The organism is Nocardioides alkalitolerans DSM 16699 (genome assembly GCF_000426525.1).
Lineage (GTDB): Bacteria > Actinomycetota > Actinomycetes > Propionibacteriales > Nocardioidaceae > Nocardioides > Nocardioides alkalitolerans.
Map to the genome: position 1 here is coordinate 132915 of NZ_AUFN01000013.1, position 22436 is coordinate 155350.

The 22436-nt window shown below is 74.0% G+C and carries 18 protein-coding genes; 6 read left to right on the forward strand and 12 right to left on the reverse strand.

The window, feature by feature from the left end:
* Positions 1 to 27 precede the first annotated feature (27 nt).
* From K329_RS0112595 to K329_RS31930, 3 genes are all read left to right on the forward strand, one after another.
* Positions 28 to 642, forward strand: coding sequence for an alpha/beta hydrolase (locus tag K329_RS0112595; protein WP_028473318.1), 615 nt, complete (start codon positions 28 to 30; stop codon positions 640 to 642).
* Between the two features lie 41 nt (positions 643 to 683).
* Positions 684 to 2144 (forward strand): cryptochrome/photolyase family protein, encoded by a 1461-nt coding sequence (locus K329_RS26590; RefSeq protein WP_043643380.1) that lies wholly within the window; start codon positions 684 to 686, stop codon positions 2142 to 2144.
* A gap of 89 nt (positions 2145 to 2233) precedes the next feature.
* The gene (locus K329_RS31930) at positions 2234 to 3880 is read left to right on the forward strand and encodes a sigma-54-dependent Fis family transcriptional regulator (RefSeq protein WP_052336866.1); all 1647 of its coding nucleotides are present in this window, start codon (positions 2234 to 2236) and stop codon (positions 3878 to 3880) included.
* A 91-nt stretch (positions 3881 to 3971) separates the two neighbouring features.
* Here the strand turns inward: K329_RS31930 and K329_RS0112610 are convergent, their stop codons facing one another.
* Positions 3972 to 4742 carry an alpha/beta hydrolase family protein gene (locus tag K329_RS0112610; protein WP_028473320.1) on the reverse strand — a complete coding sequence of 257 codons (771 nt, stop codon included), beginning with the start codon at positions 4740 to 4742 and terminating at the stop codon, positions 3972 to 3974.
* A 106-nt stretch (positions 4743 to 4848) separates the two neighbouring features.
* Positions 4849 to 6135 (reverse strand): HNH endonuclease signature motif containing protein, encoded by a 1287-nt coding sequence (locus K329_RS0112615; protein ID WP_043643384.1) that lies wholly within the window; start codon positions 6133 to 6135, stop codon positions 4849 to 4851.
* Between the two features lie 312 nt (positions 6136 to 6447).
* Between K329_RS0112615 and K329_RS0112620 the strand changes: the two genes are divergently transcribed.
* On the forward strand, positions 6448 to 8034 hold the full coding sequence (locus K329_RS0112620; protein WP_028473322.1) for a class I SAM-dependent methyltransferase: 1587 nt from the start codon (positions 6448 to 6450) through the stop codon (positions 8032 to 8034).
* 20 nt (positions 8035 to 8054) lie between these two features.
* On the opposite strand, the gene K329_RS0112625 is transcribed toward K329_RS0112620, so the two are convergent.
* The 9 genes from K329_RS0112625 to K329_RS26615 form a co-directional block, all read right to left on the reverse strand.
* Positions 8055 to 8366 carry a hypothetical protein gene (locus tag K329_RS0112625; protein WP_028473323.1) on the reverse strand — a complete coding sequence of 104 codons (312 nt, stop codon included), beginning with the start codon at positions 8364 to 8366 and terminating at the stop codon, positions 8055 to 8057.
* Positions 8367 to 8424: 58 nt separating this feature from the next.
* Positions 8425 to 8553, reverse strand: coding sequence for a hypothetical protein (locus K329_RS31935; protein WP_281169814.1), 129 nt, complete (start codon positions 8551 to 8553; stop codon positions 8425 to 8427).
* 192 nt (positions 8554 to 8745) lie between these two features.
* Positions 8746 to 9213, reverse strand: a complete 468-nt coding sequence (locus K329_RS26595; protein ID WP_084541258.1) for a GtrA family protein — start codon at positions 9211 to 9213, stop codon at positions 8746 to 8748.
* Positions 9210 to 9851 (reverse strand): class F sortase, encoded by a 642-nt coding sequence (locus K329_RS26600; protein WP_043643387.1) that lies wholly within the window; start codon positions 9849 to 9851, stop codon positions 9210 to 9212. Before K329_RS26600 ends, K329_RS26595 begins: the two co-directional genes overlap by 4 nt.
* Positions 9848 to 10996 carry a family 8 glycosyl hydrolase gene (locus K329_RS26605; protein WP_052336831.1) on the reverse strand — a complete coding sequence of 383 codons (1149 nt, stop codon included), beginning with the start codon at positions 10994 to 10996 and terminating at the stop codon, positions 9848 to 9850. The genes K329_RS26600 and K329_RS26605 overlap by 4 nt, the downstream gene beginning before the upstream one ends.
* Positions 10996 to 11937, reverse strand: a complete 942-nt coding sequence (locus tag K329_RS0112650) for a DUF4397 domain-containing protein (protein WP_028473324.1) — start codon at positions 11935 to 11937, stop codon at positions 10996 to 10998. The genes K329_RS26605 and K329_RS0112650 overlap by 1 nt, the downstream gene beginning before the upstream one ends.
* Before the next feature lie 89 nt (positions 11938 to 12026).
* Positions 12027 to 14054 (reverse strand): glycosyltransferase family 39 protein, encoded by a 2028-nt coding sequence (locus K329_RS26610; RefSeq protein WP_052336832.1) that lies wholly within the window; start codon positions 14052 to 14054, stop codon positions 12027 to 12029.
* Positions 14051 to 15634: a glycosyltransferase gene (locus K329_RS0112660; protein WP_211225845.1), complete on the reverse strand. Its 1584-nt coding sequence runs from the start codon at positions 15632 to 15634 to the stop codon at positions 14051 to 14053. Before K329_RS0112660 ends, K329_RS26610 begins: the two co-directional genes overlap by 4 nt.
* A 178-nt stretch (positions 15635 to 15812) precedes the next feature.
* Positions 15813 to 16688: a polyprenol monophosphomannose synthase gene (locus tag K329_RS26615; RefSeq protein ID WP_084541259.1), complete on the reverse strand. Its 876-nt coding sequence runs from the start codon at positions 16686 to 16688 to the stop codon at positions 15813 to 15815.
* Between the two features lie 241 nt (positions 16689 to 16929).
* Between K329_RS26615 and K329_RS0112670 the strand changes: the two genes are divergently transcribed.
* Positions 16930 to 18144, forward strand: a complete 1215-nt coding sequence (locus K329_RS0112670) for an LLM class flavin-dependent oxidoreductase (protein ID WP_028473326.1) — start codon at positions 16930 to 16932, stop codon at positions 18142 to 18144.
* 58 nt (positions 18145 to 18202) lie between these two features.
* Here the strand turns inward: K329_RS0112670 and K329_RS0112675 are convergent, their stop codons facing one another.
* Positions 18203 to 20515, reverse strand: coding sequence for a molybdopterin-dependent oxidoreductase (locus tag K329_RS0112675; protein WP_028473327.1), 2313 nt, complete (start codon positions 20513 to 20515; stop codon positions 18203 to 18205).
* Between the two features lie 240 nt (positions 20516 to 20755).
* Here K329_RS0112675 and K329_RS0112680 point away from each other — a divergent pair, with 240 nt between their 5' ends.
* Positions 20756 to 22432 carry an ABC transporter substrate-binding protein gene (locus K329_RS0112680; protein ID WP_052336833.1) on the forward strand — a complete coding sequence of 559 codons (1677 nt, stop codon included), beginning with the start codon at positions 20756 to 20758 and terminating at the stop codon, positions 22430 to 22432.
* Positions 22433 to 22436 lie beyond the last annotated feature (4 nt).

Below are 22436 nucleotides of genomic sequence, written 5' to 3' on the forward strand. Positions count from 1 at the left end.
CCGGCCCGCCACGGGGTACCGGGCGGCATGCCCGAGCCGAAGCTGATCGACGTCTCCACGCCGCGCGACCCCCGTGCGGTGGTGCTGGTGCTGCACGGCGGGGCGTCCCGGCCCGACAGCACGATGGTGAGCCCGACGCAGCTGTCTGTGCTGCGGATGAAGCCCGTGGCCAGCCGGGTGGCCCGCGCCGGCCGCGGGCGGCTCGCGGTGCTGAGGCTGCTCAACTCGCACCGGGGCTGGGACCCCCGCACGACGCCGGTGGACGACGTCCGGTGGGCGCTGGCGCAGGTCGCCGACCGTTTCGGCGACCTGCCGGTGGGCCTCGTCGGCCACTCCCTCGGTGGACGCGCGGCCCTCCTCGCGGGGGCCGCCCCCGCCGTCCGCAGCGTCGTCGCGCTCAACCCCTGGGTGATGCCCGCCGACGACGCCGCGCTCGGGGGCACCCGCGTGCTCGTGGCCCACGGCGACCACGACCGGATCGCCTCGATCGACCGGGCGCACCTCGTGGCCGAGAAGCTGTCGCGCCGCACCGAGGTCGAGTTCGTCGTCGTGCCCGGGGGCAAGCACGCGATGCTGCGGCACGGCTGGCGCTTCGAGCAGCTCGCGGCGGACTTCACCGTGGCCTCCCTGCTCGACGGCTGACGCACCGCACCCTCCTTCCGCCCCGGTGCCATGCTGGCGGCGTGCACGTCCGCCTCGTCTGCCCCCACCAGCTCTTCGTCGAGCAGCTCACGTCCGACGCCGACCTGGTCGTGCTCGTCGAGCCCGACCTGTTCTTCCGGCAGTACGCCTTCCACACGCACAAGCTGGTCCTGCACCGCGCGTCGATGCGCCGCCTCGAGGCCGAGCTGCGGGAGCGGGGCCACCGCACGACGTACGTCGAGAGCCGCGCCGACACGCCCACGCACGACCAGCTCGTGACCCTGCTCGACGAGGTCGGGGCGACGGAGCTGTCGGCGTACGACGTGGTCGACGACTGGCTGGGGCGCGACCTCCGGCGGGTCGCCGAGGCCGCGGGCGTGCCGCTGACCTGGCACGAGACCCCCGCCTTCCTCACCACCGACGAGCAGGTACGCGCCCAGTTCCGCGGCCGGCAGCCACGGATGGCGAACTTCTACGCCTGGCAGCGACGTCGGCTCGACGTGCTGATGGAGGGCGACCGCCCCGTCGGGGGCCAGTGGTCGTACGACGAGGAGAACCGCCGGCCCTGGCCGCGTCGTGACGCGCCCGAGCTGCCCGAGCTGCCCCGGCTGCGTCGCGACGACCACGTCCGCGACGCCATCGCCTGGGTGGCCGCCGAGTTCCCCGACCACCCCGGCGACCCCGAGGGCTTCCGCTGGCCGACGAGCCGCGGCCAGGCGCAGCGCTGGCTGGAGCGGTTCTGCACCGACCGGCTGGAGCGGTTCGGGCCCTACGAGGACTCCATCGCCACCGACGAGACCTGGCTGTTCCACTCCGCGCTGAGCCCGATGATCAACTGCGGGCTGCTCGAGCCGCGCGACGTGCTGAGCACCGTGCTCGACCACGCGGCGTCGCACGACGTGCCGCTGAACAGCCTCGAGGGCTTCGTGCGGCAGCTGATCGGCTGGCGGGAGTACATGCGCGGCGCGTACGTGACCCGCGGACGGCAGATGCGCACCCGCAACCGCCTCGGGCTGACCCGCGACCTCGACCCGGGGTGGTGGGACGGCACCACCGGTCTGCTGCCCGTCGACACGGTGGTGGCCCGGGTGCTCGAGCACGGCTGGTGCCACCACATCGAGCGGCTGATGGTGCTCGGCAACGCCATGCTGCTGCTGCGCACCGACCCCGACGAGGTCCACGAGTGGTTCAGCGCGCTCTTCGTCGACGCCTACGACTGGGTGATGGTGCCGAACGTCTACGCGATGAGCCAGTTCGCCGTGGCGGAGGAGCTGACGACGAAGCCCTACGTCTCGGGCAGCAACTACCTGCGCAAGATGAGCGACCTCCCGACCGGCGACTGGACGCTCGCCTGGGACTCCCTCTACTGGCAGTTCGTCGACGACCACCGCGACGGCTTCGCCGCCAACCCCCGCACGTCGATGGCGGTGCGCTCCCTCGACCGGCTCGCGGACGACCGCCGGCGCGAGCTGCGCGCCGAGGCGCGGCGCTGGCTGGGCTAGGAGCCGCTCCCGAGGGGGTACGGCGTGCGGGCGGTCCGGGCTAGTGTGACCGAGGACACACCGCCGTGCCGCTGGACGAGAGGAGCGCCGTGAGCTCCCTGCGCGAGCCGATCGCCGCCTCCTGGCACCGCGCGAACCTCGCGGGCCTCGAGCCCTCCTCCGCGGCCGGCAACATCTCGCACGCCGACGTCGACCTCGGCAGCGCCCTGCTCACCGCCGCCCGCCCGGTGCTCGACGACCTCGACGGGCGCCTCCGCGACACCGCCTTCAGCACCCTGCTCGTCGACCGCGAGGGTCGGGTGGCCCACCGCTGGTGCGGCCACGCCCGGCCCCGGCGCGCCATGGACGCGCTGGCCGTCGACATCGGCGCGAGCCTGCTCGAGGACGCGGTCGGCACCAACGCGCTGGGCACCGTGCTCGAGACCCAGGCGCCCATCAACGTCCACGGCGCCGAGCACTTCGCCGTGCCCCTGCGTGGCTTCAGCTGCTACGGGCACCCCGTCAAGCACCCCGTGACGAAGCGGGTCGAGGGCGTGCTCGACATCTCGGCGCTCACCCTCCACGCCAGCCCGCTGCTCGCGCCCCTGGTGGCCCGGGCGGTCGAGGAGATCGAGCAGCGCCTGCTCGACGGCAGCCGGGTCTCGCAGAAGCACCTGCTCGCCGCGTTCCAGGCGTCGGCGTCGCGACGTCGACCGGTGGTCGCGATCGGCGAGGACCTCGTGATGACCAACCGCGCCGCCGCCGACCGCCTGAGCCCGACCGACATCGCACTGCTGCGCATGCTCGCCGTCGACGGCACCGGTCCCGCCGACGGCGTCGTCGACCTCCGCCTCGAGTCCGGGGACGAGGTCTCCGTGCGCAGCAGCCGCCCGGCCGGCGGCAGCGGCGGGTCGCTCTTCCAGCTCGAGCCCGCGCGGGTACGGCGCACCGCTCCCCCGTCGACCGGTCGCGGGGCCGGGGCCGGCACCGGCCGCTCGCCCACGACCGAACCCGTGCTCGTCGTCGGCGAGCCCGGCACGGGTCGCAGCACCCGCGCTCGGGAGATCGCCGCCACGACCGCCACCACGACCGCCGCCCCCGTCACCGTGCTCACTGCTGCCGCGGCCCTCATGGACGGCGTGCCGGCGTGGGCCGCCGACCTCACCTCGCGCCTGCGGGCGGGGCAGGGCTCCGTGGTGGTCGACGGCGTCGACCTGCTCCCCGCACCGCTCGTCGACCTCGTCGCCGCGCACCTCGACAGCGGCCACGAGCCCCGGATCGTGCTCGTCGCCGGCCCCCTCGGCACCCTCACCGGGAGCGCCGCGGCCCTGGCCGCCGCCTGCACCCGCCGCGAGGAGCTGACCCCGCTCGCCGACCGCACCACCGAGATCCCCGACCTCGTCGCCCGCATGCTCCGCGAGGCCGACGCCGACCCCTCGCTCCACCTCGCGCCCGCCACCGTCGTCGCCCTGGCCGCCCAGCGCTGGCCCGGCAACCTCCGCGAGCTGCGCGCCGTGGTCACCCACGTGCTCGGCGTCCGCCGTACCGGCGCGGTCATGCCCGCCGACCTCCCCGAGCAGTACCGCACCTCCGCCGCCCCCCGCAGCCTCGCCGCCATGGAGCGCGCCGAGCGCGACGCCATCGTCGCCGCCCTGCGCGACCACGACGGCAACAAGGTCCGCGCGGCCGCCGAGCTCGGGATCTCCCGCACCACGCTCTACGCCAAGATGCGCACCCTCAAGGTGTCGACGGGCTGAGCCCTCGCGACGTGCGCACGGCCGCGGTCGGTCCGCCTCGGAGCGTGGCGGTCGACGGTGCCCCGCGGCTCCCCGCGGCACCGCCGGTCGCTCAGTCGCTGGCGGGGCCCGTGAGGTAGGGGTCCGCCCAGGCGCTGACGATCCGACCGGCGCGCTGGGCCTGGCCGGGTGCCGTCAGCAGGTGGTCGGCGCCCTCGAGGGAGACGAAGCTGCGCGGGTGGCGGGCCTGGTTGAAGATCTCGCTCGCGTTGGCGATGCCGACGGTGTCGTCGGTCGGCGAGTGCATCACGAGCAGCGGCCGGCCGAGGGCACCGATGCGGCCCTCGAGGTCGGCGGCCCGCACGTCCTCGACGAAGGCACGCTTGAGCGTGAGCGCCCGACCGCCGACCAGCCACTCCGTGTGGCCCTCGGCCATCACGCGGTCGACGAGCGCGTCGTACTGGTGCTCCGCGTGGCTCGGGTCGGCAGGCGCGCCGACACTGGCGACGGCTCGCACCTCGGCGCCGTCCGCGGTCGCGGCGATGGCGGCCGCCCCGCCCCACGAGTGGCCCACGACGAGGTCGGCCGGGGTACCGCGCTCCGCCATGTGCTCGATCGCGCGGCGGGTGTCGGCCACCTTCACGGTGAACGACCCGTCGCCCCAGTCGCCCTCGGAGTCACCCAGCCCGAGCGCGTCGAAGCGGAGCATGCCGATGCCCTCGCTGGCCAGCTGCTTGCAGATCCGCGCGGCGGCCGGACTGTCCTTGCCGAGCGTGAAGCCGTGCACGAACACGCCCCACCCCCGGACCTCGCCCTGGGGCGGATCGATCCGCCCGCCCAGCACGGGTCCGACCGAGCTCGCGAAGCTGACGCGTTCGACCACCGGATGCCTCCTCCCGACGCGGGCGTCCACCACACGTCGAGAGGCTTTCTACGCCATCTCGGGGTGGGAGCGCCTCCTCCGCCACGCGCCACGTGCGTCGGCTCCCTCACGTGCGCCGGTGGAAGGTGACGGCGCCGGCCTCGCTCCAGGTGGTCGCGTACGTCGGGTCGTGGGCGCGGTGGTGGTGATGGGCGCACAGCAGGACGAGGTTGGCCATGTCGGTGGGTCCGCCCGTGTTCCACGGGTTGCGGTGGTGGCGTTCGCACCAGGCGGCGGGGATGTCGCAGCCCTCGGTCTGGCACTCAGGATGCCCGACAGCGTGGGCCCGGGCCTGGTGGTGGCTGAAGAGACGGGCACTGCGGCCGAGGTCGAGCGGGACCGAGGCGCCGCCCATGACGGCCGGAATGAGCGCGTGCTGGCACGCCAGGCGGCGGGCCTGGGCGGCGGAGATCCCACCACCGGTGTCCAGGGTGACCGCACCGAGGCTCTCGGTGAGCTTGTCGAGCTCGACGGTGGCGACCACGGCGACCGGGGAGCCGCCCTGGATCGGGAGCCCGTCGACCGGGAGGTGCTCGACCAGGGCGCAGAACGCCTGACCGCGGCGTACCTCGGCGGGGATCCGCTGCCCGTCACTCGGGTCAGCCGTCGTTGCGGTGTCAGCACTGTGGTGGTCGCGGCGCGGGCTCGTGTACGCCTCCAACGCCCGCGACAGCACCGCCGCGGACAAGTCCGGGATCAGCCCGGTGATCCTCGTGGTGCCGTCGCCCTGGGGTGACAACGTCAACCGGGTCCGGACCCGTGCCCGGGCCTCCTCCGCGTTCAGCACCGCCTCCTCGTGGGCGTCCGCCCGCTCGGGGGCGACCACCCGCAGCAGGTGACGGCCCAGGCGTCGGACCTGCTTCGGGGTGAAGTCCGCGCACTCGACCAGCAGGTGCGCCTCGGCGCGGGCCACCACGTCCGGGGCGAGATCGTCGGGCAGCTCGTCCAACGCATCGAGGACCGCGGCCGCGTGCCCCAACGAGACCTCACCCGACCCCAGAGCCACCCGCGTCACGTCGTACGACTCGAGCCGGCCGGCGAGGCGTTCCTCGAACCGCAACCGCCCTGGGTCCTGCCGGGTCGCGTGCGCCAGCCACGCCCCCGCCGAGCGGGCTCCGTCCGCGGCGGCGACGTCGGACGCACCCGAGAGGACCCGGAGCCGCAGCGCCGCGACCCGTTCCCCGATCCGCGCCAGCTCGACCAGCACAACGCGCTTGGCCGATGTGTCCAGCCAGTCCGGGTCGACCCCCGACCCCGCCAACCGGTCCAATGCTCCCCCGAGCTCGGCCACGCACGCGACCCATGGATGCACACCGACCGTGCCGCTCTGCGCTCCCGCCCGGACCCCCGTCATGACACCAACGCTAGGCGCGACCACCGACAACGCCGGGCGCTCGATCGACCCCCTGTGGACAGCTCCGAGGCGTGGTTTCGAGACACTCGCTGGCGCTCGCTCCTCCACCACCGAGAGGCGTGGTTTCGAGATACTCGCTGGCGCTCGCTCCTCAACCACCGCGGGCCGCAGACGGCCCCCTCAACCACCGAGGCGAGAGCCTGGTCTCCAGACGCTCGCTGGAGCTCGCTCCTCCACCACCGAGAGCCGGGCGCGCGGGCCCCCCTCCACCACCCCGGAACGCACCGCCCCGCGGGGTGACAGAGTTGCCCCGTGACGTTCACCGAGGTGCTGTTCCCGGGCCGCCATCACGCGGTCACCGCGTTCCAGGTCGACTTCCTCCAGCGGCTCCTGGCGGGCACGGTCGTCGACGACGCCGGAGAGCTGGTGCCGGTGGCCGAGGACGCCGTGGTCGTGTGGCCGGTGACGTCCGCCAACCACGCGTGGACCCGACGCAACCCCCTGCCCGGCCACCGGCGCGAGTCGCTCGTCGAGCGGGTCTCGGCGACGGCGCCGCTGCCGAGCCTCGTCGTGCCGGTGCCCGACGTGCCCCAGCACCCCCGGTTCGCCGCGCTCGTCGTGACGACCGTCGCCACCGCGCTCCCCCACCGCCCGGCGCCGGCGCCCGGCCACACGGTGGTCGCGTGCTCGACGCCCGCGGTCGCCGACTCCTACCGCGCCCTCGGCTTCACGGTGGTCGGCGTCGAGGACGCCGTCGACGAGACCCCGGCCGAGCAGCCGGCCCGCCCGTGGGAGGTCGTGCAGCGGCTGGCCGAGGGCGACGAGACCTGGCGTCTGATCGCGCACCCGGAGACGGTCGCGCACTACGAGCGGTACGGCGTGCCCGACCTCGTCACCGAGCTCTTCGCCGATCCCGTCGTCTCCAGCGAGGGCGACCTCACCACCACGCGCGACTACCGCACCTACGCGGCGTCGTTCCAGACGGCGTCGGCCCGCAAGTACGAGCAGGTCGGTCCGCTCCTGGAGCCCGGGCGGGTCGTCGACATCGGCTGCGCCACGGGCGGCCTGCTCGAGTGCGTCGCGGAGGACGCCCGCTTCGCCGAGTCGGACCTCTTCGGCGTCGACATCGCCCGCCCCCTCCTCGACGAGGCGGAGCACAAGAAGGCCACCGGGGTGTTCGCCAACCCGAACATCTGGTTCGTGCGCGCCAACATCCTCAACGGCCCGGTCATGCCGCTGGGCTCGGTCGACTCCACCGTCACGGTCGCGCTCACCCACGAGGTCTACTCGTACGGCGACGGCCGCGCCGACGTCGAGGCGTTCGCCCGCCGCGTGCACGACCACACCCGCGTGGGCGGCGTGTGGGTGAACTCCGACGTGCTGGGTCCGGACGAGCCCGACCGGGAGGTGCTGCTGCGGCTGCGCACCGACGACGGCGCCACCCCGGACGCGGCCCGCGAGGACCTCGACGACCTCACCGCCGACGAGGTGGCGGCGTACGTCGGGAGCCTGTCGACGGCCGGCCGGATGATCCAGTTCGCCCACGACTTCCCGCGCCTGTCGGGCGGGCCGTTCACGGCCGCGCGGCAGGCCGACGAGACCCCGACCTGGCGGCTGCGGCTCGCGGACGCGATGGAGTTCCTGACCACGAAGGACTACGCCGACAACTGGCTCAGCGAGTGCCACGAGCAGTTCTGCGGGCTCTCGATGGCGGACTGGCGCACCGTGCTCACGGACGTCGGCTTCACTCTCGACCCGACCACGACGGCCTGGCGCAACGACTGGCTCGCGGAGCACCGCTTCGGTCCCACCGCCGAGCTGCTCGACGCAGGCACGGGCGAGGCGCTCGACTGGCCGGTCACGCACGTGCTGACGGTCGCGCGCCGCCCGCTCGGCTGACGGGGCTCAGCGAGGCAGGCTCAGCTGTCGTCCCACGACGGCAGGCCGGCGTCGTACACGGTCTCGTCGAGGTGGGTACGCAGCACCTCCACCACGGAGCCCACGTCGGCGCCGCGGCTGTAGGCGATGAGTTGGACGCAGGCGGTCAGCACGTCGAGCGCGCCCCCGAGCACGGGCGCGGCCTCGGCGAACGTGCCGCGCGACAGCCCGGCACCCTCCAGCGCACGGGTCACGGCCGCCTCGTCGACGTCACCACCGCCGTCGGGGTCGGCCGCGACGAGCGCGTCGAGGAGGGCCTGCGCGGCCGTGCGGCGTCGTACGAGCTCGTCCATGGAGGCCACAGTGCCAGCCGGGACCGACACCGGCACCTTCGCGCCCGCCCCGACCGGCTCACCCCCAGCGCAGCGCCGCCGCGAGCAGGGCGAGCGTGACGACGACCATCACCCCCAGCGCGACGTACTGCAGGACCTGACGGCGACGGCGCGCCTCCAGGGAGTCGTGGTGGTGGCTCCTGCTCATCGTCTGCACTCTCCGGGAGGGAAGGCGGGACGGCGGATGGGTCAGCGGACGGTACGGCGGGTGGCGCGAGACGACGGAGCCCTGGGAGGGAGCCCGAGATGACGCCTCGTGACCAGCATCGACCGCCCGCCCGCCGACCGGAAGGACGTCGGCGCGTGACGCACACCATGTCTAGTCCGGTGCCCGAGACCCCTACTCCGGGAACACCCACCGCTGGTAGGCCCAGAACCGGAAGAGGGTGCCGAGCCCGATCCCGACGACGTTGGACGAGATGTTCTCCGCGAGCGGCGAGGTCAGGCCCAGCACGTAGGAGGTGAACCCGAGGCACACCAGCGCGATGACGAGGGCGACGCCGTTCGCCGCGAAGAAGAGCAGGTAGGCCCGGGAGGCGGAACCCCGTTCGCGTTCCCCGAACGTCCACGAGCGGTTGCCGAGGAACGCGAAGGTCGTGGCCACCACGACGGCGAGCGTCTTGGAGGTCAGGGGCCCCAGCTCCACGGCGTGGCGCAGCAGGTTGAAGGTGCCGACGTCGACGACGAAGGCGAGGGCACCGATCACCCCGAAGCGGGCGAGCAGGCGCTGGCCCGTGCGCAGGCCAGTGGTCAGGTCGAGCCGCTGGGCCAGCTCGCGGGGTGCGGAGAGCTCGGTCGTTCCGGTCATGGGGTCACCGCCGTTGCGTAGACGATCAGGTTGTCGGTGTAGCCGCGCTCGGCGTCGTAGGCGCCGTCGCAGGTGATGAGACGCAGCTGGGCGTCCGGGGTGGGTCCGTAGACGCCCTCGGTCGGGAAGTCGTCGCGGGGGAACGACGCGAGCCGGTCGACCCGGAACTCGTGCACGACCCCGTCGGCGTCCTCGACCTCGACGCTGGCGCCCACCTCGATCTCCTCGAGGCCCGTGAACACGGCCGGTCCGGTGGGCGAGTCGACGTGGCCCGCCACGACGGCGGGGCCGACCTCGCCCGGGCGGGGTCCCCCGGCGTACCACCCGGCGACGTCCCACTCGGGCGGCGTCTCCAGGGTGCCGTCGTCGACGACCTCGAGCGGGTCGAGGCCGTCGCTGACGATGTCGAGCGACGGGATGCGCACGGTCGTCGGCTCGGCGACCTCGCGCGACTCGATCTCGAGCAGCTCGCGCTCGCCGGCGGGCTCCCCTCCGGCATCGGCGGTCGACGACCCGGAGGCCGACGGGGAGGCCGGAGCGGCCCCGTCCCCGACGTCGTCGGAGGCCGCGCCGCAGCCGGAGAGCACGGCCACGGCGAGCGCGGCACCGAGGAGCCCGGCGCCGCGCCGGCGCCTCACGCCGCCTCCAGCGGCGGGCAGCCACCGAGCGCGTCGTCGGTGAGCATGAGCGGGCCGAGCACGGCCCACGCGTCGCCGTAGTAGGTCGGGTTCGTGTCGGCCTCGGCCAGGGCCCGGTCGATCGCGGTGCGCGCACCGTCGGCGTCCTCACCGGCCGCCAGCCCGGCGGCCTGGGCCACCGACATCAGCGGGCTGCCGTCCTCCGTCGTCGGGCCGCCGCCGATGTCATACGTCGCGACGGCCTCCCCCGCGCCGAGCAGGACGACCAGGTCGGCCGCCAGCTCGCGGTCGTCCGGTGCGCACGACTCGGCGTGCCGCAGGAGGGTCCGCGCGCCGTCGTACCCGAACTGCACGGGCTCCCCGTTGGGTCCCTCGACGGGGTAGCTGCCGCCGTCCTCGGCGACCTGCGCCCAGTCCGCCGGCAGCAGGCCGTCGGCCACCAGCTGGTCGATCGCGGCCCGGGAGCCGGCGTCCAGCTCGGTCCAGCGGGCGTCGCCGGAGGCCTCGGCCAGGACGGCCGTGGCGGCCGGGGACACGTAGCTGGGGTTGAACGCGTACGGCGACGTGGTCGCCCACTGCCCCGCGACGAGCACCAGCCCGTCGGGGGTGCGGGCCGTGGCGTGGTCGAGGATCGCGTCGCCGAGCGCGACGCCCTGGTCGCGCAGGTCCGGGTCGTCGAACACCTCGGCGGCCACGACGAGCGCCCGGGCGGCGTCGAGGTCCGCGTCGGTCGCGGACGACTCGTCCACGACCGCGCCCTGGTCCCAGCGCCAGCTGAGCAGGCCGTCGTCGCGCAGCAGCTCGTCCTGCGTCCACTGCCACACGCGGTCGAAGCCGTCGCGGTCGCCCGTGGCGGCGGCGATGAGCATGCCGTAGGCCTGGCCCTCGCTCACCGTGTCGCCGCCCTGGTCGGTGCGCACGACGCGGCCGTCGGCCTCGACGTACGTCGCGAAGAACTCCTCCGCCGCCTGCCGGCTGTCGGCGTCGGCGAGGTCGGTCGAGCGGTCGCCCGTGGCCCGGTCGTCTCCCCGGCCGTCGGCACCGCCACCCGCACCGTCACCCAGCAGGCGTACGCCGGCGACCGTGGCCAACGCGGCCAGCAGCACGACGGCGGCGGCAGCGACGACGCGCGTCCTGCCCCTCATCAGATCCGCTCGCGACGCAGGCGCGTCGCACCGAACGCGGCACCCGCGAGCAGGAGCGCACCGCCGGCCAGCACGGCCGGGGTGGTCGAGGTGGCCGGGGCGGAGGAGCCTGCGTCCTCGGCGAGACCACCCGCGCCGGTGTCGACGCCACCGGTCGGCATCATCTCGCTGCCCGCGCTGTCCTGCACCGCGGAGAGCGTGAGGCCGTCGTCGTCGTTGCCGAGCACGAGGAGCGTGTAGACGCCCCCGGCCTCGACCGGCACCATGCTCGCCGGAGCGGCGGCGTCGCCGGCCATGACGTCGATGTCCCAGGTCTGGGCGGCAACCTCGGCGTACCCGGTCGCCGAGCCGGTGGTCACGTCGGCAGCGAGCACCGGTCCGTCGACGACCGAGGCGGTGACGGGCTCGGTCGTGCTGGCCGCGGAGATGAGGCGCACCTTGGCCTCGCCGTCGGCGGGCGGCGTGAGGTCGTCGTTGATGACCTGCACGTCGACCGGGCCCTCCTCGCCGGTCGCGATGACCGTCGAGGCGGTGCCGGGGTCGACCCGGACCGTGGCCGAGACCATCGGCAGCGCCTCGGGCTCGCCCGCCGGGCGGATCGCAAGGGTGTAGATGCCCACGGGCACGCGGGCGTAGTCGGTGATGTCGCTGAACTCGACGCCCTCGATGGTGACGGGGTCGCCACCCGCGAACGGGGTGAGCGTGATGTCGGCCTTGGCGGTCGCCGGCGAGAGGTGGCCGGCACGGACCCAGCCGGTGTCGGCGTCCGCCGGCGCGGCGCTGGGGGCGGTCGCGGCGCCGGAGGCGGTCGCGGCCGGGGCGGCGGTCGCGGCCCCGGCGGTGCCCAGGGCCAGCGCGGCCGTCAGACCGAGGAGGGTCGAGACGGCGGCGGTGCGCCCGAGGGGCGTACGGCGGGTGGTCGGGAGGTGGGACTGGTTCATGGCGGTTCTCCTGGTCGAGGTGGGTCGTGAGGAGGTCTCGTCGGAACGGTCGGAGGGACGTGGGTGGTCGGGGTGCGGCGGACGGCGCGTCACTCCTGCACCGCCGGCAGCAGGTTCTCGGGGCCGGCGACCTCGTAGCGGACGACGAGGCGGTCGCCGTCGAGCTCCGCGGTCTGCGGGGTGTAGACGCCGGTCTGCTCCCGGATGCCCTCGAGCAGCTCGGTGGCGGCGTCGCCCGTGACGGGCTCGCCGTCGACCGACGAGATCTCCAGCGTGCGTCGGGGCAGCTCGCCCGTCTGCTCGCCGTCGACCTGCGGGAACGCGGCGACGCCGATCTCGTGCTCGCCCGACAGCTGGGCGAGCAGCGTGACGACGCGGGCGTCGACCTGGCCGTCGATCAGCTGACCGGCGGTCTCGCCGGCGAAGGAGAGGCTGGCGTTGTCGGTCAGGGCCGCACCGGCGGCACCGCGGGCGAGGCCGTCGCCGTAGTCGCTGGCGTAGAAGGCGTCGGTGCCGTCCGGGAGGACCCGGAGCAGCTCGACGGTCTCGTCGCCCTCGCCGAACGACGCCACCCGCACGCTGTTCTCGCGGGCCTGGTCGACCGTCGGGGCCGTGCCGGCGCCCTGCCGCATGCCCTCGGTGACGAGCACGTAGTCGTAGTCCTGCCACCCGTTGGGCGTGAGGTCGGAGACGTCGGCGTCGGTGTCGGCCTTGTAGTACCAGACCACCTGCTCGCGCGGCAGCCCGCCGGCGACGAGGTCGACCCAGACGGCGTCGTCCACGAGGATCCGGTCGTCGTCGTCGAGGTTGGCGATCGCCCACGACTGGGCGTCGCGCAGCGGCTCGTCGAGGTCCGAGTTCCACAGACCGCGCAGCTGGCCAGGCCACAGGGACGCGATCGCGACGAGCCCGACGAGACCCGCCACGGCGGCGGTGCCGGCGAGGCCGTTGGCGCGGCTGAGCCGTGCGCCCGAGCGGTCGAACCGGCGGAGGCCGGCCTCGAGCACCCCGGCCACCAGCAGGGCGGCGAACGGGAGCATCGCGATGACGAACGGCACGGGCAGGTAACCCGGGCGGAACATGACGGCGAGCATCAGGAGGTACGCCGCGGCGTACGGGCGGAGACGTCGGACGGCCAGGCCCACGACGGCGGCGATCGAGCCGCCGACGAGGAGCGCCGCGTCCAGCGTCAGCCACGTGCTGGCCGTCAGGCCGGCCTGCGTGGAGCCGTCGAACACGCTGCCGCTGGAGTCGCGGGTGAAGAGCTGGAACGCGATGCCCTCCCACAGGCTCACGCGGTCCTCGCCCGGCGTCAGCTCGCCCTTGACGAGCGCGAACACGAGGTAGGCGACGCCCATGAGCGTGAGCAGCGCGGCCGAGACCGACAGCGTGTAGCGCCGCGTGCTCGGGTGGGCCGAGCGCAGCAGCTGCCAGACGAGGAACGGCAGCAGGAGCAGCATCGTCTCCTTGGTCAGCACCGCGATCGCGAAGCAGGTGGCCGCGCCGGCGAAGGCGAGCAGCTGGTTGCGCCGCGTCAGGGCCAGGACGAAGGCCGCCAGCACCCAGGGGGTCGCGACGTTGTCGAGGTAGACCGTCTTCGTGAACTGCACCGCGAGGGGCGAGAGCGCGAAGAGCAGCACGGCGACCGCGGCGGCGGGGCGCCCGAGGCCGAGACGACGGCCGAGCAGCCACAGCAGGCCGGCCGAGACGACGGCGGCGACGACCATGGCCTCGCGACCGGCGAGCACGGCGACCTCGTACCGGTCGAAGCCACCCGTGAGCCAGGTGTAGCCGGCGATCTGGATCCAGCCGAGCGGCGGGTGGTCGTACCAGTAGGTGTAGTGCGCGAGCTCGCCGAAGCGCTCGACCGCGTAGGCCTGGGCGACGTACGTGCCCTCGTCGTCGATGCGCTGCGGCGTGCCGCCGAGGTTGACGAGGCGGGCCGCGGCCGTGATCGCGAGGAGCGGGACGACCCAGAGGATCGACGTGCGGTGGGTGCGCAGCGCGCCGACGAGGCGCGTACGGCGCGAGGGCCGGGCCGGCTGTTCGGTGCCGCCGATCGGGCGGGCGGGCTCGGACTCGTCGCGCGCGGGCGCGCGTTCCAGGACGACCGTCATCGGGTCACCTCCATCTCGCTGGCGGTACGGGTCGGGTCGGCCACCGCGGTCGCGGCGGCGCGGGCCGGGAAGTCGGCGCTCGCGTCGACGCCGGCGGTGCTGGTGCTGGACGGCGCCTCGATGTGGGCGCCCGAGTGCTCGGTCTTCTCCCACGAGCCGTCGCCCCGCAGCTCGCGCCAGGCGGCGCGGACGGCCGCTGCGGCGAGGAACACCTGGTAGGGGAACGTGCCGAGGGCGAGCCGCACGTAGTCGCGGGCGCGGATCTTCACGCCGTACGTGCGGCCGAACTCACCGAGGCCGGCCGCCTCGACGGTGAGGGTGATCAGGGTCGGCACGACGGGCAGGAACGTCACCAGCGCCACGACCACGGGCACCTTCGCGAACAGCACGAGGGCGATCGAGACCGGGATCATCAGGCCGGTGAAGGCCTGCAGGAAGGGCATGGCGAGCGTGTAGCGGGCCAGGGCCCGCTGGCGGAACGTGGGCAGCTGCTTCCAGGCGCCCTTGCGGAGCACCTGCAGGAAGCCCTGGCTCCAGCGCGTGCGCTGCTTGAACAGGGACGTCAGGGTGCCGGGCGTCTCCTCGCGGGTGACGACCTCGGGGTCGTAGGCCACCGCGACGCGCGCGCCCTGGGTGGAGAGGCGGACGCCGAGCTCGCAGTCCTCGGCGAGGCACTCGCCGTCCCAGCCGCCGGCCTCGCGCAGCAGGTCGGTCTGCACGAACACCGTGTTGCCGCCGAGCGGGATGAACCGCGCCTCGGCGTGGAAGTGCAGGCGGCTGCGGAACCAGAAGTAGTACTCGAGGCAGTTGCGCAGCGACCACCAGGTCGTCTGCACGTTCATCAGCTGCACGCCGCCCTGCACGAGGTTGGCGCCGGTCTCGGTGAAGCGCGAGTCGACGAGGCGCAGCAGGTGCGGGTGCACCTCGTCCTCGGCGTCGAAGACACCGACGACGTCGCCGGTGACGTACGGCAGGGCGGTGTTCATGCCCTTCGGCTTGTTCTTCGGCACGCTGTGGTCGATCACGACCTGGATCAGGTCGGGGTGCCGGGCCTCGGCGGCGCGCGCGACGGCCTCGGTGCCGGGGTCGTCGTGCCCGATGATCACGATGATCTCGAAGTCCGGGTGGTCCGAGGACGCGAGCCGGTCGAGCGTGTGGCCGAGCACGAGCTCCTCGTGCCGGGCGGGCACGAGCAGCGAGAACCGGTGCTGCGGCTCGAGCGGGGTGCGCGAGAAGCTCGTCGCGTCGAGCGAGTCGGTGCTGCGCCAGGCGTGCAGCATCCACCAGAGGGTGGTGACGGCCACGACGGTCAGCGCGAGCGAGACCGCCACGAGCCCGCCGATGCCGATGGCCCCCCAGAGGGAGAGGCCGCCGTCGTCGGTGGGCACGGGGGTCGGCACGTCGGGCGCCGGGGTGACCGGCGCCGGTGCCTCCTGGCCGGGCGGGAAGACGGGCTCGTCCTGCGCCGCGGCACTGCCGGCGAGCACGACGGTGGGCACCGCGAGGGCGGCGAGGGTGAGGGACGAGGTGAGGGCGGTGAGCAGGGGACGCCGGAGGACGCCGCGGGCAGGCGGTGGCACAGAGTGCTCCTGGGTGCTGGGCGGTGGTGGAACGGGAGGCACGACGTACGACGACGTCGGTCCGGGCAGGCGCGGCGGTGCGCCGTGGGGGCGCACGCAGGCGCGCCGATGTGGACGTGCAGAAGTGCCCGACGGACGCGGCGGTGCGTCCGAGGACGGTGACGAGGGGTCGAGCGGGCTAGTGGTGCGCGGGCACCTGGACGATCGGGGAGGCCGGCACCAGGACGCGGGCGCGGCCGCGGCGGTGCACGCGGTCGCTGACGCCCCAGGCGGTGACGCGCCAGAGCGCCTCCCGCACGATCGAGCCGGTCATCTTGCTGGCGCCGAGCTCGCGCTCGCGGAAGTCGATCGGCACCTCGCGCACCCGTAGGCCCGCCTGGAGCACGCGGCGCGCGAGGTCCACCTGGAAGCAGTAGCCCTGGGACTCCACGCCGCGCAGGTCGATGGCGCGCAGGGTGGAGGCCCGGAAGAGCCGGAACCCGCCGGTGGCGTCACCGAGGGGCACGCGGAGCGCGCGGCGCACGTAGGCGTTGCCGCCCCGGGAGATGAGGAGGCGGTGCAGCGGCCAGTTCTCGACGCCGCCGCCGGGCACCCAGCGGGAGCCGAGCACGAGGTCGGCCTCGCCGAGCGCCGCCATCAGGCGGGGCAGCTGCTCGGGCTGGTGGGAGCCGTCGGCGTCCATCTCGCCGACCACGTCGTACGCGTGGTCGAGGGCCCAGGCGAAGCCGGCGAGGTACGCCGCGCCGAGGCCCTCCTTGGCGGTGCGGTGGAGCACGTGGACACGGCCACGGTGGAGGTCGGCGAGCTCGTCGGCGAGCCGACCGGTGCCGTCGGGGCTGTCGTCGTCGACGACGAGGACGTGGAGGGAGGGATCGGCCCAGAGGGTGCGCGCGACGATGTCGCCCAGGTTCTCGATCTCGTTGTAGGTGGGGATGACCACCACGGTGCGAGCCGCGGGATCGTGGGTGCTGCGCGTGTCGTTCTCGGTGCTGCGGAGGTGCTGGTCGGGCGGGGTTGCGATCGGGCGTCGAACAGTGTTCTCGGGGCCGCTCATGCAAGGGGTTCGCCACGAGGTGGCACGGCGTTTGGTCTAGACCAGAGAAACTTTCGAATTAACGCCCCGTTCACTCACGGGGGTGAACAGGACCGGTGACCGTCGTCACGAACTGCCCTCCCGACGCATAAGCCCCACCGATCGGTGGGCATCGCGGACTCGTCTTGGACCCCGCCGTCGTCGCGCCCCTAGCGTCGGAGCACCTGGAGGACCAGCCTCCCCCGAGCGCTCGGAGCCCAGATTGAGCACCGTCCCGTCCTTCGACCCCGCCCTGCCCGCCACCGCGGCCCGGAAGGTCGAGTTCATCAGCCTCTCCCACCTCAACCCGTCGACCGAGCTGGAGCCGGTGCCGAGCCGCGGCATCGACCTCGCCTACTTCCGTCGCTACGTGGCCGCGCTCGAGGAGGGCGGCTACGACTACACGCTCCTGCCCTACGGCTCGAGCACCGCCGACTCGTTCGTCGTCGCCTCCGCGGTCGGCCAGCTCACCGAGCACCTCAAGCCGATCGTGGCCCTGCGCCCGAACACGACCTTCCCGCTGGTGGCCGCCCAGAAGCTCGCGACCCTCGACCAGCTGACCGAGGGCCGCGCGGTCGTCCACCTCATCTCCGGGGGCAGCGACGCCGAGCAGGCCCGCCAGGGCGACTACCTGCCGAAGGACCGTCGCTACGCGCGCACGAGCGAGTACGTCGACCTGCTGCGCCGCGCCTGGACCGAGCCGGCGCCGTTCAGCCACGACGGCGAGTTCTTCCGGTTCGACGACTTCGGGCCGGGCTTCGCGCCGTACGGCGACAGCATCCCGATCTCGATCGGCGGCCAGTCCGACGAGGCGTTCGCCGTCGGCGGCGAGAAGGCGGACATCTTCAGCTTCTGGGGCGAGCCGCTCGACGACCTGCGCGGCGAGATCGACCGCGTGCACGCGCTGGCCCGTGCCGCCGGCCGCACGACGCTCCCCCGCATCTGGGTGACCTTCCGGCCGATCGTCGCCGCGACCGACGAGCTGGCCTGGAAGAAGGCCCACCAGTACGTCGGCAAGGTCGCCGCCACCTTCGAGCGCGCGGCGTTCGGCAAGCAGAAGCACCAGCAGGGCACGCCGCAGAACGTCGGCTCCCAGCGCGCGCTGTCGTTCGCCGAGCGGTCGGAGCTCTACGACCGGGCGCTGTGGACGAAGACCGCCGCCGTCACCAACGCCGGCGGGGCCTCCACCGCGCTGGTCGGCTCCCCCGAGACCGTGGCCGCCGCGATCCTCGACTACGTCGACCGCGGTGCCGACCTCGTGTCGATCCGGGGCTACGACACCCTCAACGACGCGGTCGACTACGGCCGCCACGTGCTGCCGCTCGTGCGCCAGGAGCTCGCCCACCGCGAGGCCACCGGGCAGCGCGGCACGCTGCAGGCGGAGCACCTCGGCAACTACGGCGAGGACTACGCGCGCTTCGCCGCCGCCCCCGCCTGAGTCCCCCGACCCGCCCGACCTGTCCGTCCGACCAACCTGGCCGACGAGCCGTCGCCGCTCACCCGAGCGGCGGCGGCTCGTACGCGCGCACGGGCGGCACCGGGCCGTCGTACCGCTCGACGCGCACGAGCACGTGCGCCCCGCTGCTGGCCTGGGTGAGCGTCGACGTCCCGACGTCCCGGGTCAGCACGTTGACGTTGCCGTTGACGCAGTCCGCGACCTCCGGCGCGCTCGGGTCGAACCACGCGCCCGTGTGCATCTGGACGACGCCCGGCAGGAGCGCGTCGCTCACCACGACCCCGGCCAGCAGGCTGCCCTGGGGGCTGCGCACGAGGGCGAGGTCGCCGTCGCGGAGGCCGCGGCGGCGCGCGTCGTCGGGGTGCACGCGCAGGGCCTCGCGGCCGGCCACCTTGGTCGACCGGCTGGCGGCACCCATGTCGTGCTGGCTGTGCAGCCGGTGCGACGGCTGGTTGCACAGCAGGTGCAGGTCGAACTCGGCCGCCAGCGCGGAGCCCCACCACTGCTGCGACTCGCGCCAGGACGCGTGGCCGTCGACGTCGGCGAGGCCGTCGCGACCGAAGCCGGCCAGCACCTCCGAGAAGAGCTCGATCCGCCCGCTGGGCGTCGCCAGCGGGTGGGCATCGGGGTCGGAGCGGAAGGCGGTGAACGCGGGGTCCGCGTACGGCGCCCGCGGCAGGTCGACGCCGCCGTCGGCCCAGAAGGTGGCGTACGGCGGGGCCGGCGGCGACCCCGGGGCCGCGCGCCACTCCTCGTAGATCCGCTCCAGCCACTGCTGCGCGTCGAGCCCCTCGTCGTGGTCGGCGCCCAGGCGCTCCGCGAGCCGGCCGAGGATCCACAGCTCCTCGCGTGCCTCGCCGTACGGCGGGACCGCCCGCGGGGACGCCCGCAGGCGCGTGTCCCCGGCCCCCGCGGCGAGGTCGTCCCGCTCGAGGCTGCTGGCCACCGGCAGCACGATGTCGGCGTGGCGCGCGGTGGGCGTCCAGTGCGTCTCGTGGACGACGAGCGTGTCGAGCGTGGCCAGCGCCCGCCGGAGGCGGCGCAGGTCCTGGTGGTGGTGGAACGGGTTGCCGCCGGCCCAGTAGGCGAGGCGGGTCTCCGGCAGGCGGAGGCGCGTCCCGTCGTACGGGATCTCCTCGCCGGGGTGCAGCAGCAGGTCGCTGATGCGGGCGCACGGGATGAAGTCGCCCACCGGGTTCGTGCCCTGCGGGAACGTCGGCAGCCGCGACCCCGCGACGCCCACGCCGTAGTCGCCCATCGACCCGAACCCGTGGGCGAAGCCACCGCCGGGCAGGCCGACCTGGCCGAGGAACGCGGCCAGCGTCAGGGCGGCGAAGACCGCCTGCTCCCCGCGCTCGCCGCGCTGCACGGCGTAGACGACGTTGACGAGGGTGCGGCCGGCGGCCATCTCGTGGGCCAGGGAGCGGATCCGGCCGGCGGGCACCCGCGAGATCGCGGCAGCCCACTCCGGGGTCTTCGGGACCCCGTCGCTCTCGCCGAGCACGTGGCGGCGCACCTCGTCGGCGCCGACCGCGTAGCGCGCGAGGAAGGCGTCGTCGGCGAGCCCGTCCACCACGAGCACGTGGATCAACGCGAGGATCACGGCGGTGTCGGTGGCCGGCATGACCCCGATCCACTCGGCGTCCTGGAGCCCGTCGTCGCGCTGCGCGGAGAGGCTCACCACCCTCGTCGAGCGGCCCACGGCCCGGGCGAGGCCCGCGCCGACGTGCCGCTCGTGACCGCCGGGCACCACCCAGGTGTTGGAGGCCCGCAGCCCGCCGAACGTGACGAGCAGGTCGGTGTGCTCGGCGATCTGCGTCCACGACACCGGACGGCTGCGCAGGTCGGCCATGCCCGGCGCACCGATGAGGTGCGGCAGCAGCACGAGGCTCGCGCCGCGGCTGTAGTCGTTCACCGACCGCGTGTAGCCGCCGATGCGGTTCAGGAAGCGGTGCAGCTGGCTCTGGGCGTGGTGGAGGCGTCCGGCGCTGCCCCAGCCGTAGGAGCCGCCGAAGATCGCGCTGTTGCCGTACGTCGACCGCACCCGCTCCAGCTCGCCGGCCACCAGGTCGAGCGCCGTCGGCCAGTCGACCTCGACGTACGCCTGGTCCACCTCGCCCCGTCGCGGGTCGGCGCCGGGACCGTCCTCGAGCCACGCCCGGCGCACGCTCGGACGGGCGACCCGGGAGCGGTGCCGGTGGGCGTCGACCACGTTCCCGATGGCCGGTGCGGCGTCGGGGTCGTCGTCGTACGCGCGCGCGGCGACCACCTCCCGGCCGTCGGCGGAGACCTCGACCCGGTAGGTGCCCCAGTGGGCGCTGGTCTCGGTCGAGGCCGGGTGCGAGGAGGGCATGGCCGCCGATGGTAGGTGCCCGCCGGAGCCCGGGAGCCGTTCTGAGACGGCGCGGGCGATCACACTCCTCGATCGTTTCCCATCCCCTGTTGCTCTTGGACCCCCGGCGCCGTGCGCCCCTAGGGTCGGCGGGACGAGGCACCGTCCCGCCTCCATATATGACTAGATCGATCGACTAATCCCACTAGTCGCCGGCTCCACCACGCCGCCCCCGGGCGTCCACCCGAGAAGAGAGAACCGATGACCACCACCCCCACCACCCGTCGACGCACCCGTCGACCGTCGCTCCTGCGACGCGCCCTCGGCGCCACGGCCGGCGTCGTCGCCACGGCCATGGTCGTCAGCGGCTGTGCGGCGGGCGGCGCGTCGGGCTCCGGGTCGGGCACGCCCCAGGAGGGCGGCGACCTCACGTTCGTCATCGACTCCCTGGGCGACACGTGGATCCCGAACAACAGCGCCATCTCCAGCTTCCAGGGGCACGTGTGGGGCCACGTGACCGACAAGCTCGTGTACGTCGACGAGGAGGGCGCCGTCTCGCCCTGGGTCGCGCAGAGCTGGGAGCAGAACGAGACCGCGACCGAGTTCACCCTGCACCTACGCGACGACGTCACCTTCTCCGACGGGTCGCCGCTCGACGCGGAGGCGGTCGTCGCCAACCTCGACATCTGGTCCGCCGGCGACCCCGAGCGGGGCATCAACCCCATCGGGCTCTTCCCGAAGACCTACACGGGTGCCGTGGCCGTCGACGCCACCACGGTGAGCGTCTCCTTCGACGCCCCGACCCTGGGCTTCATCCCGACGCTGGGCTACCACGGCTCGATCCTCCTCTCCCCCGCCACCATCGCGGCGCCGGCCGACGAGCAGGCCGACCTGGCCAACGACATCGGCAGCGGCCCGTACGTCGTGGAGTCGTGGAAGGAGGGCGACAACGTCGTCCTGAAGAAGCGCGACGACTACGACTGGGCGCCCGAGGCGCTCGACCACTCCGGCCCGGCCCGCATCGACACGATCACCTACAAGGTCGTCGCCGAGCCCTCGGTGCGCACCTCGGCGGTGCAGTCGAACCAGGCCGACGTGGCCTACAACCCCTCGCCGCAGGAGCTGCCGGTCTTCGCCGAGCAGGGCTTCACGGTGGCGGCTCCCCGCTACCTGGGCTTCGTCAACGGCTACGCGCTCAACACCCAGGTGCCGCCGTTCGACGACGTGCGGGTGCGCCAGGCCCTCCAGGTCGGCATCGACCGCGAGGAGATCCTCTCCACCGTCTACACCGAGGACTGGCTGCCGGCCGAGTCGTTCATCCAGAGCAACGTGCCGGGCGCGACCGACCACAGCGACCAGCTCGCGTACGACGAGGACGCGGCCAACGCGCTCCTCGACGAGGCCGGCTGGGTGCGCGGCGCCGACGACCTCCGCACGAAGGGCGGCGAGACGCTCAGCCTGACGCTGCACCCGAACCCCTACCTCGCCACCTCGTCGGCGGTCGACGAGCTCGTCGCCCAGCAGCTGCGCCGGCTCGGTGTCGACGTCGACATCCAGGCCTTCGACGTCGTCACGTACGGCGAGCGCGTCGCCTTCGGCAGCCCGTCGGTGCCCGCCTACGAGGTCACCCGCAGCTTCGTCGACGCCGGCACGGTCGGCGGCGTGCTCACCGACGCGGACAACGGCGAGGACTGGTTCAACCTCGGGCAGTCCGACACCCGCCTGGTCGAGCTCGCGACGGCCGTGGCCGGGGCCAGCTCGACCGAGGAGCGCGACCCGCTGCTCGACGAGCTGCAGGGCTACGTGCTCGAGCAGGGCTACTTCGTGCCGCTCACCCAGATCGTGCAGCGCCTCTACGTGCAGTCGCCCCGGGTCCAGGGCGTCTCCTACAACGGCCTGGCCTACGCGAACTTCTACACCGCGTGGATCGAGGAGTGAGCGG

Excerpts from the sequence above, each read along its gene's own strand:
- K329_RS26605 (WP_052336831.1), bottom strand. The coding sequence starts at position 10,996 with ATGAGGGGCAGGACGCGCGTCGTCGCTGCCGCCGCCGTCGTGCTGCTG.
- K329_RS26595 (WP_084541258.1), bottom strand. The coding sequence starts at position 9,213 with ATGACCGGAACGACCGAGCTCTCCGCACCCCGCGAGCTGGCCCAGCGG.
- K329_RS0112625 (WP_028473323.1), bottom strand. The coding sequence starts at position 8,366 with ATGGACGAGCTCGTACGACGCCGCACGGCCGCGCAGGCCCTCCTCGAC.
- K329_RS31935 (WP_281169814.1), bottom strand. The coding sequence starts at position 8,553 with ATGAGCAGGAGCCACCACCACGACTCCCTGGAGGCGCGCCGTCGCCGT.
- K329_RS26610 (WP_052336832.1), bottom strand. The coding sequence starts at position 14,054 with ATGACGGTCGTCCTGGAACGCGCGCCCGCGCGCGACGAGTCCGAGCCC.
- K329_RS26615 (WP_084541259.1), bottom strand. The coding sequence starts at position 16,688 with ATGAGCGGCCCCGAGAACACTGTTCGACGCCCGATCGCAACCCCGCCC.
- K329_RS0112680 (WP_052336833.1), top strand. The coding sequence starts at position 20,756 with ATGACCACCACCCCCACCACCCGTCGACGCACCCGTCGACCGTCGCTC.
- K329_RS0112615 (WP_043643384.1), bottom strand. The coding sequence starts at position 6,135 with ATGACGGGGGTCCGGGCGGGAGCGCAGAGCGGCACGGTCGGTGTGCAT.
- K329_RS0112650 (WP_028473324.1), bottom strand. The coding sequence starts at position 11,937 with ATGAACCAGTCCCACCTCCCGACCACCCGCCGTACGCCCCTCGGGCGC.
- K329_RS0112675 (WP_028473327.1), bottom strand. The coding sequence starts at position 20,515 with ATGCCCTCCTCGCACCCGGCCTCGACCGAGACCAGCGCCCACTGGGGC.
- K329_RS0112595 (WP_028473318.1), top strand. The coding sequence starts at position 28 with ATGCCCGAGCCGAAGCTGATCGACGTCTCCACGCCGCGCGACCCCCGT.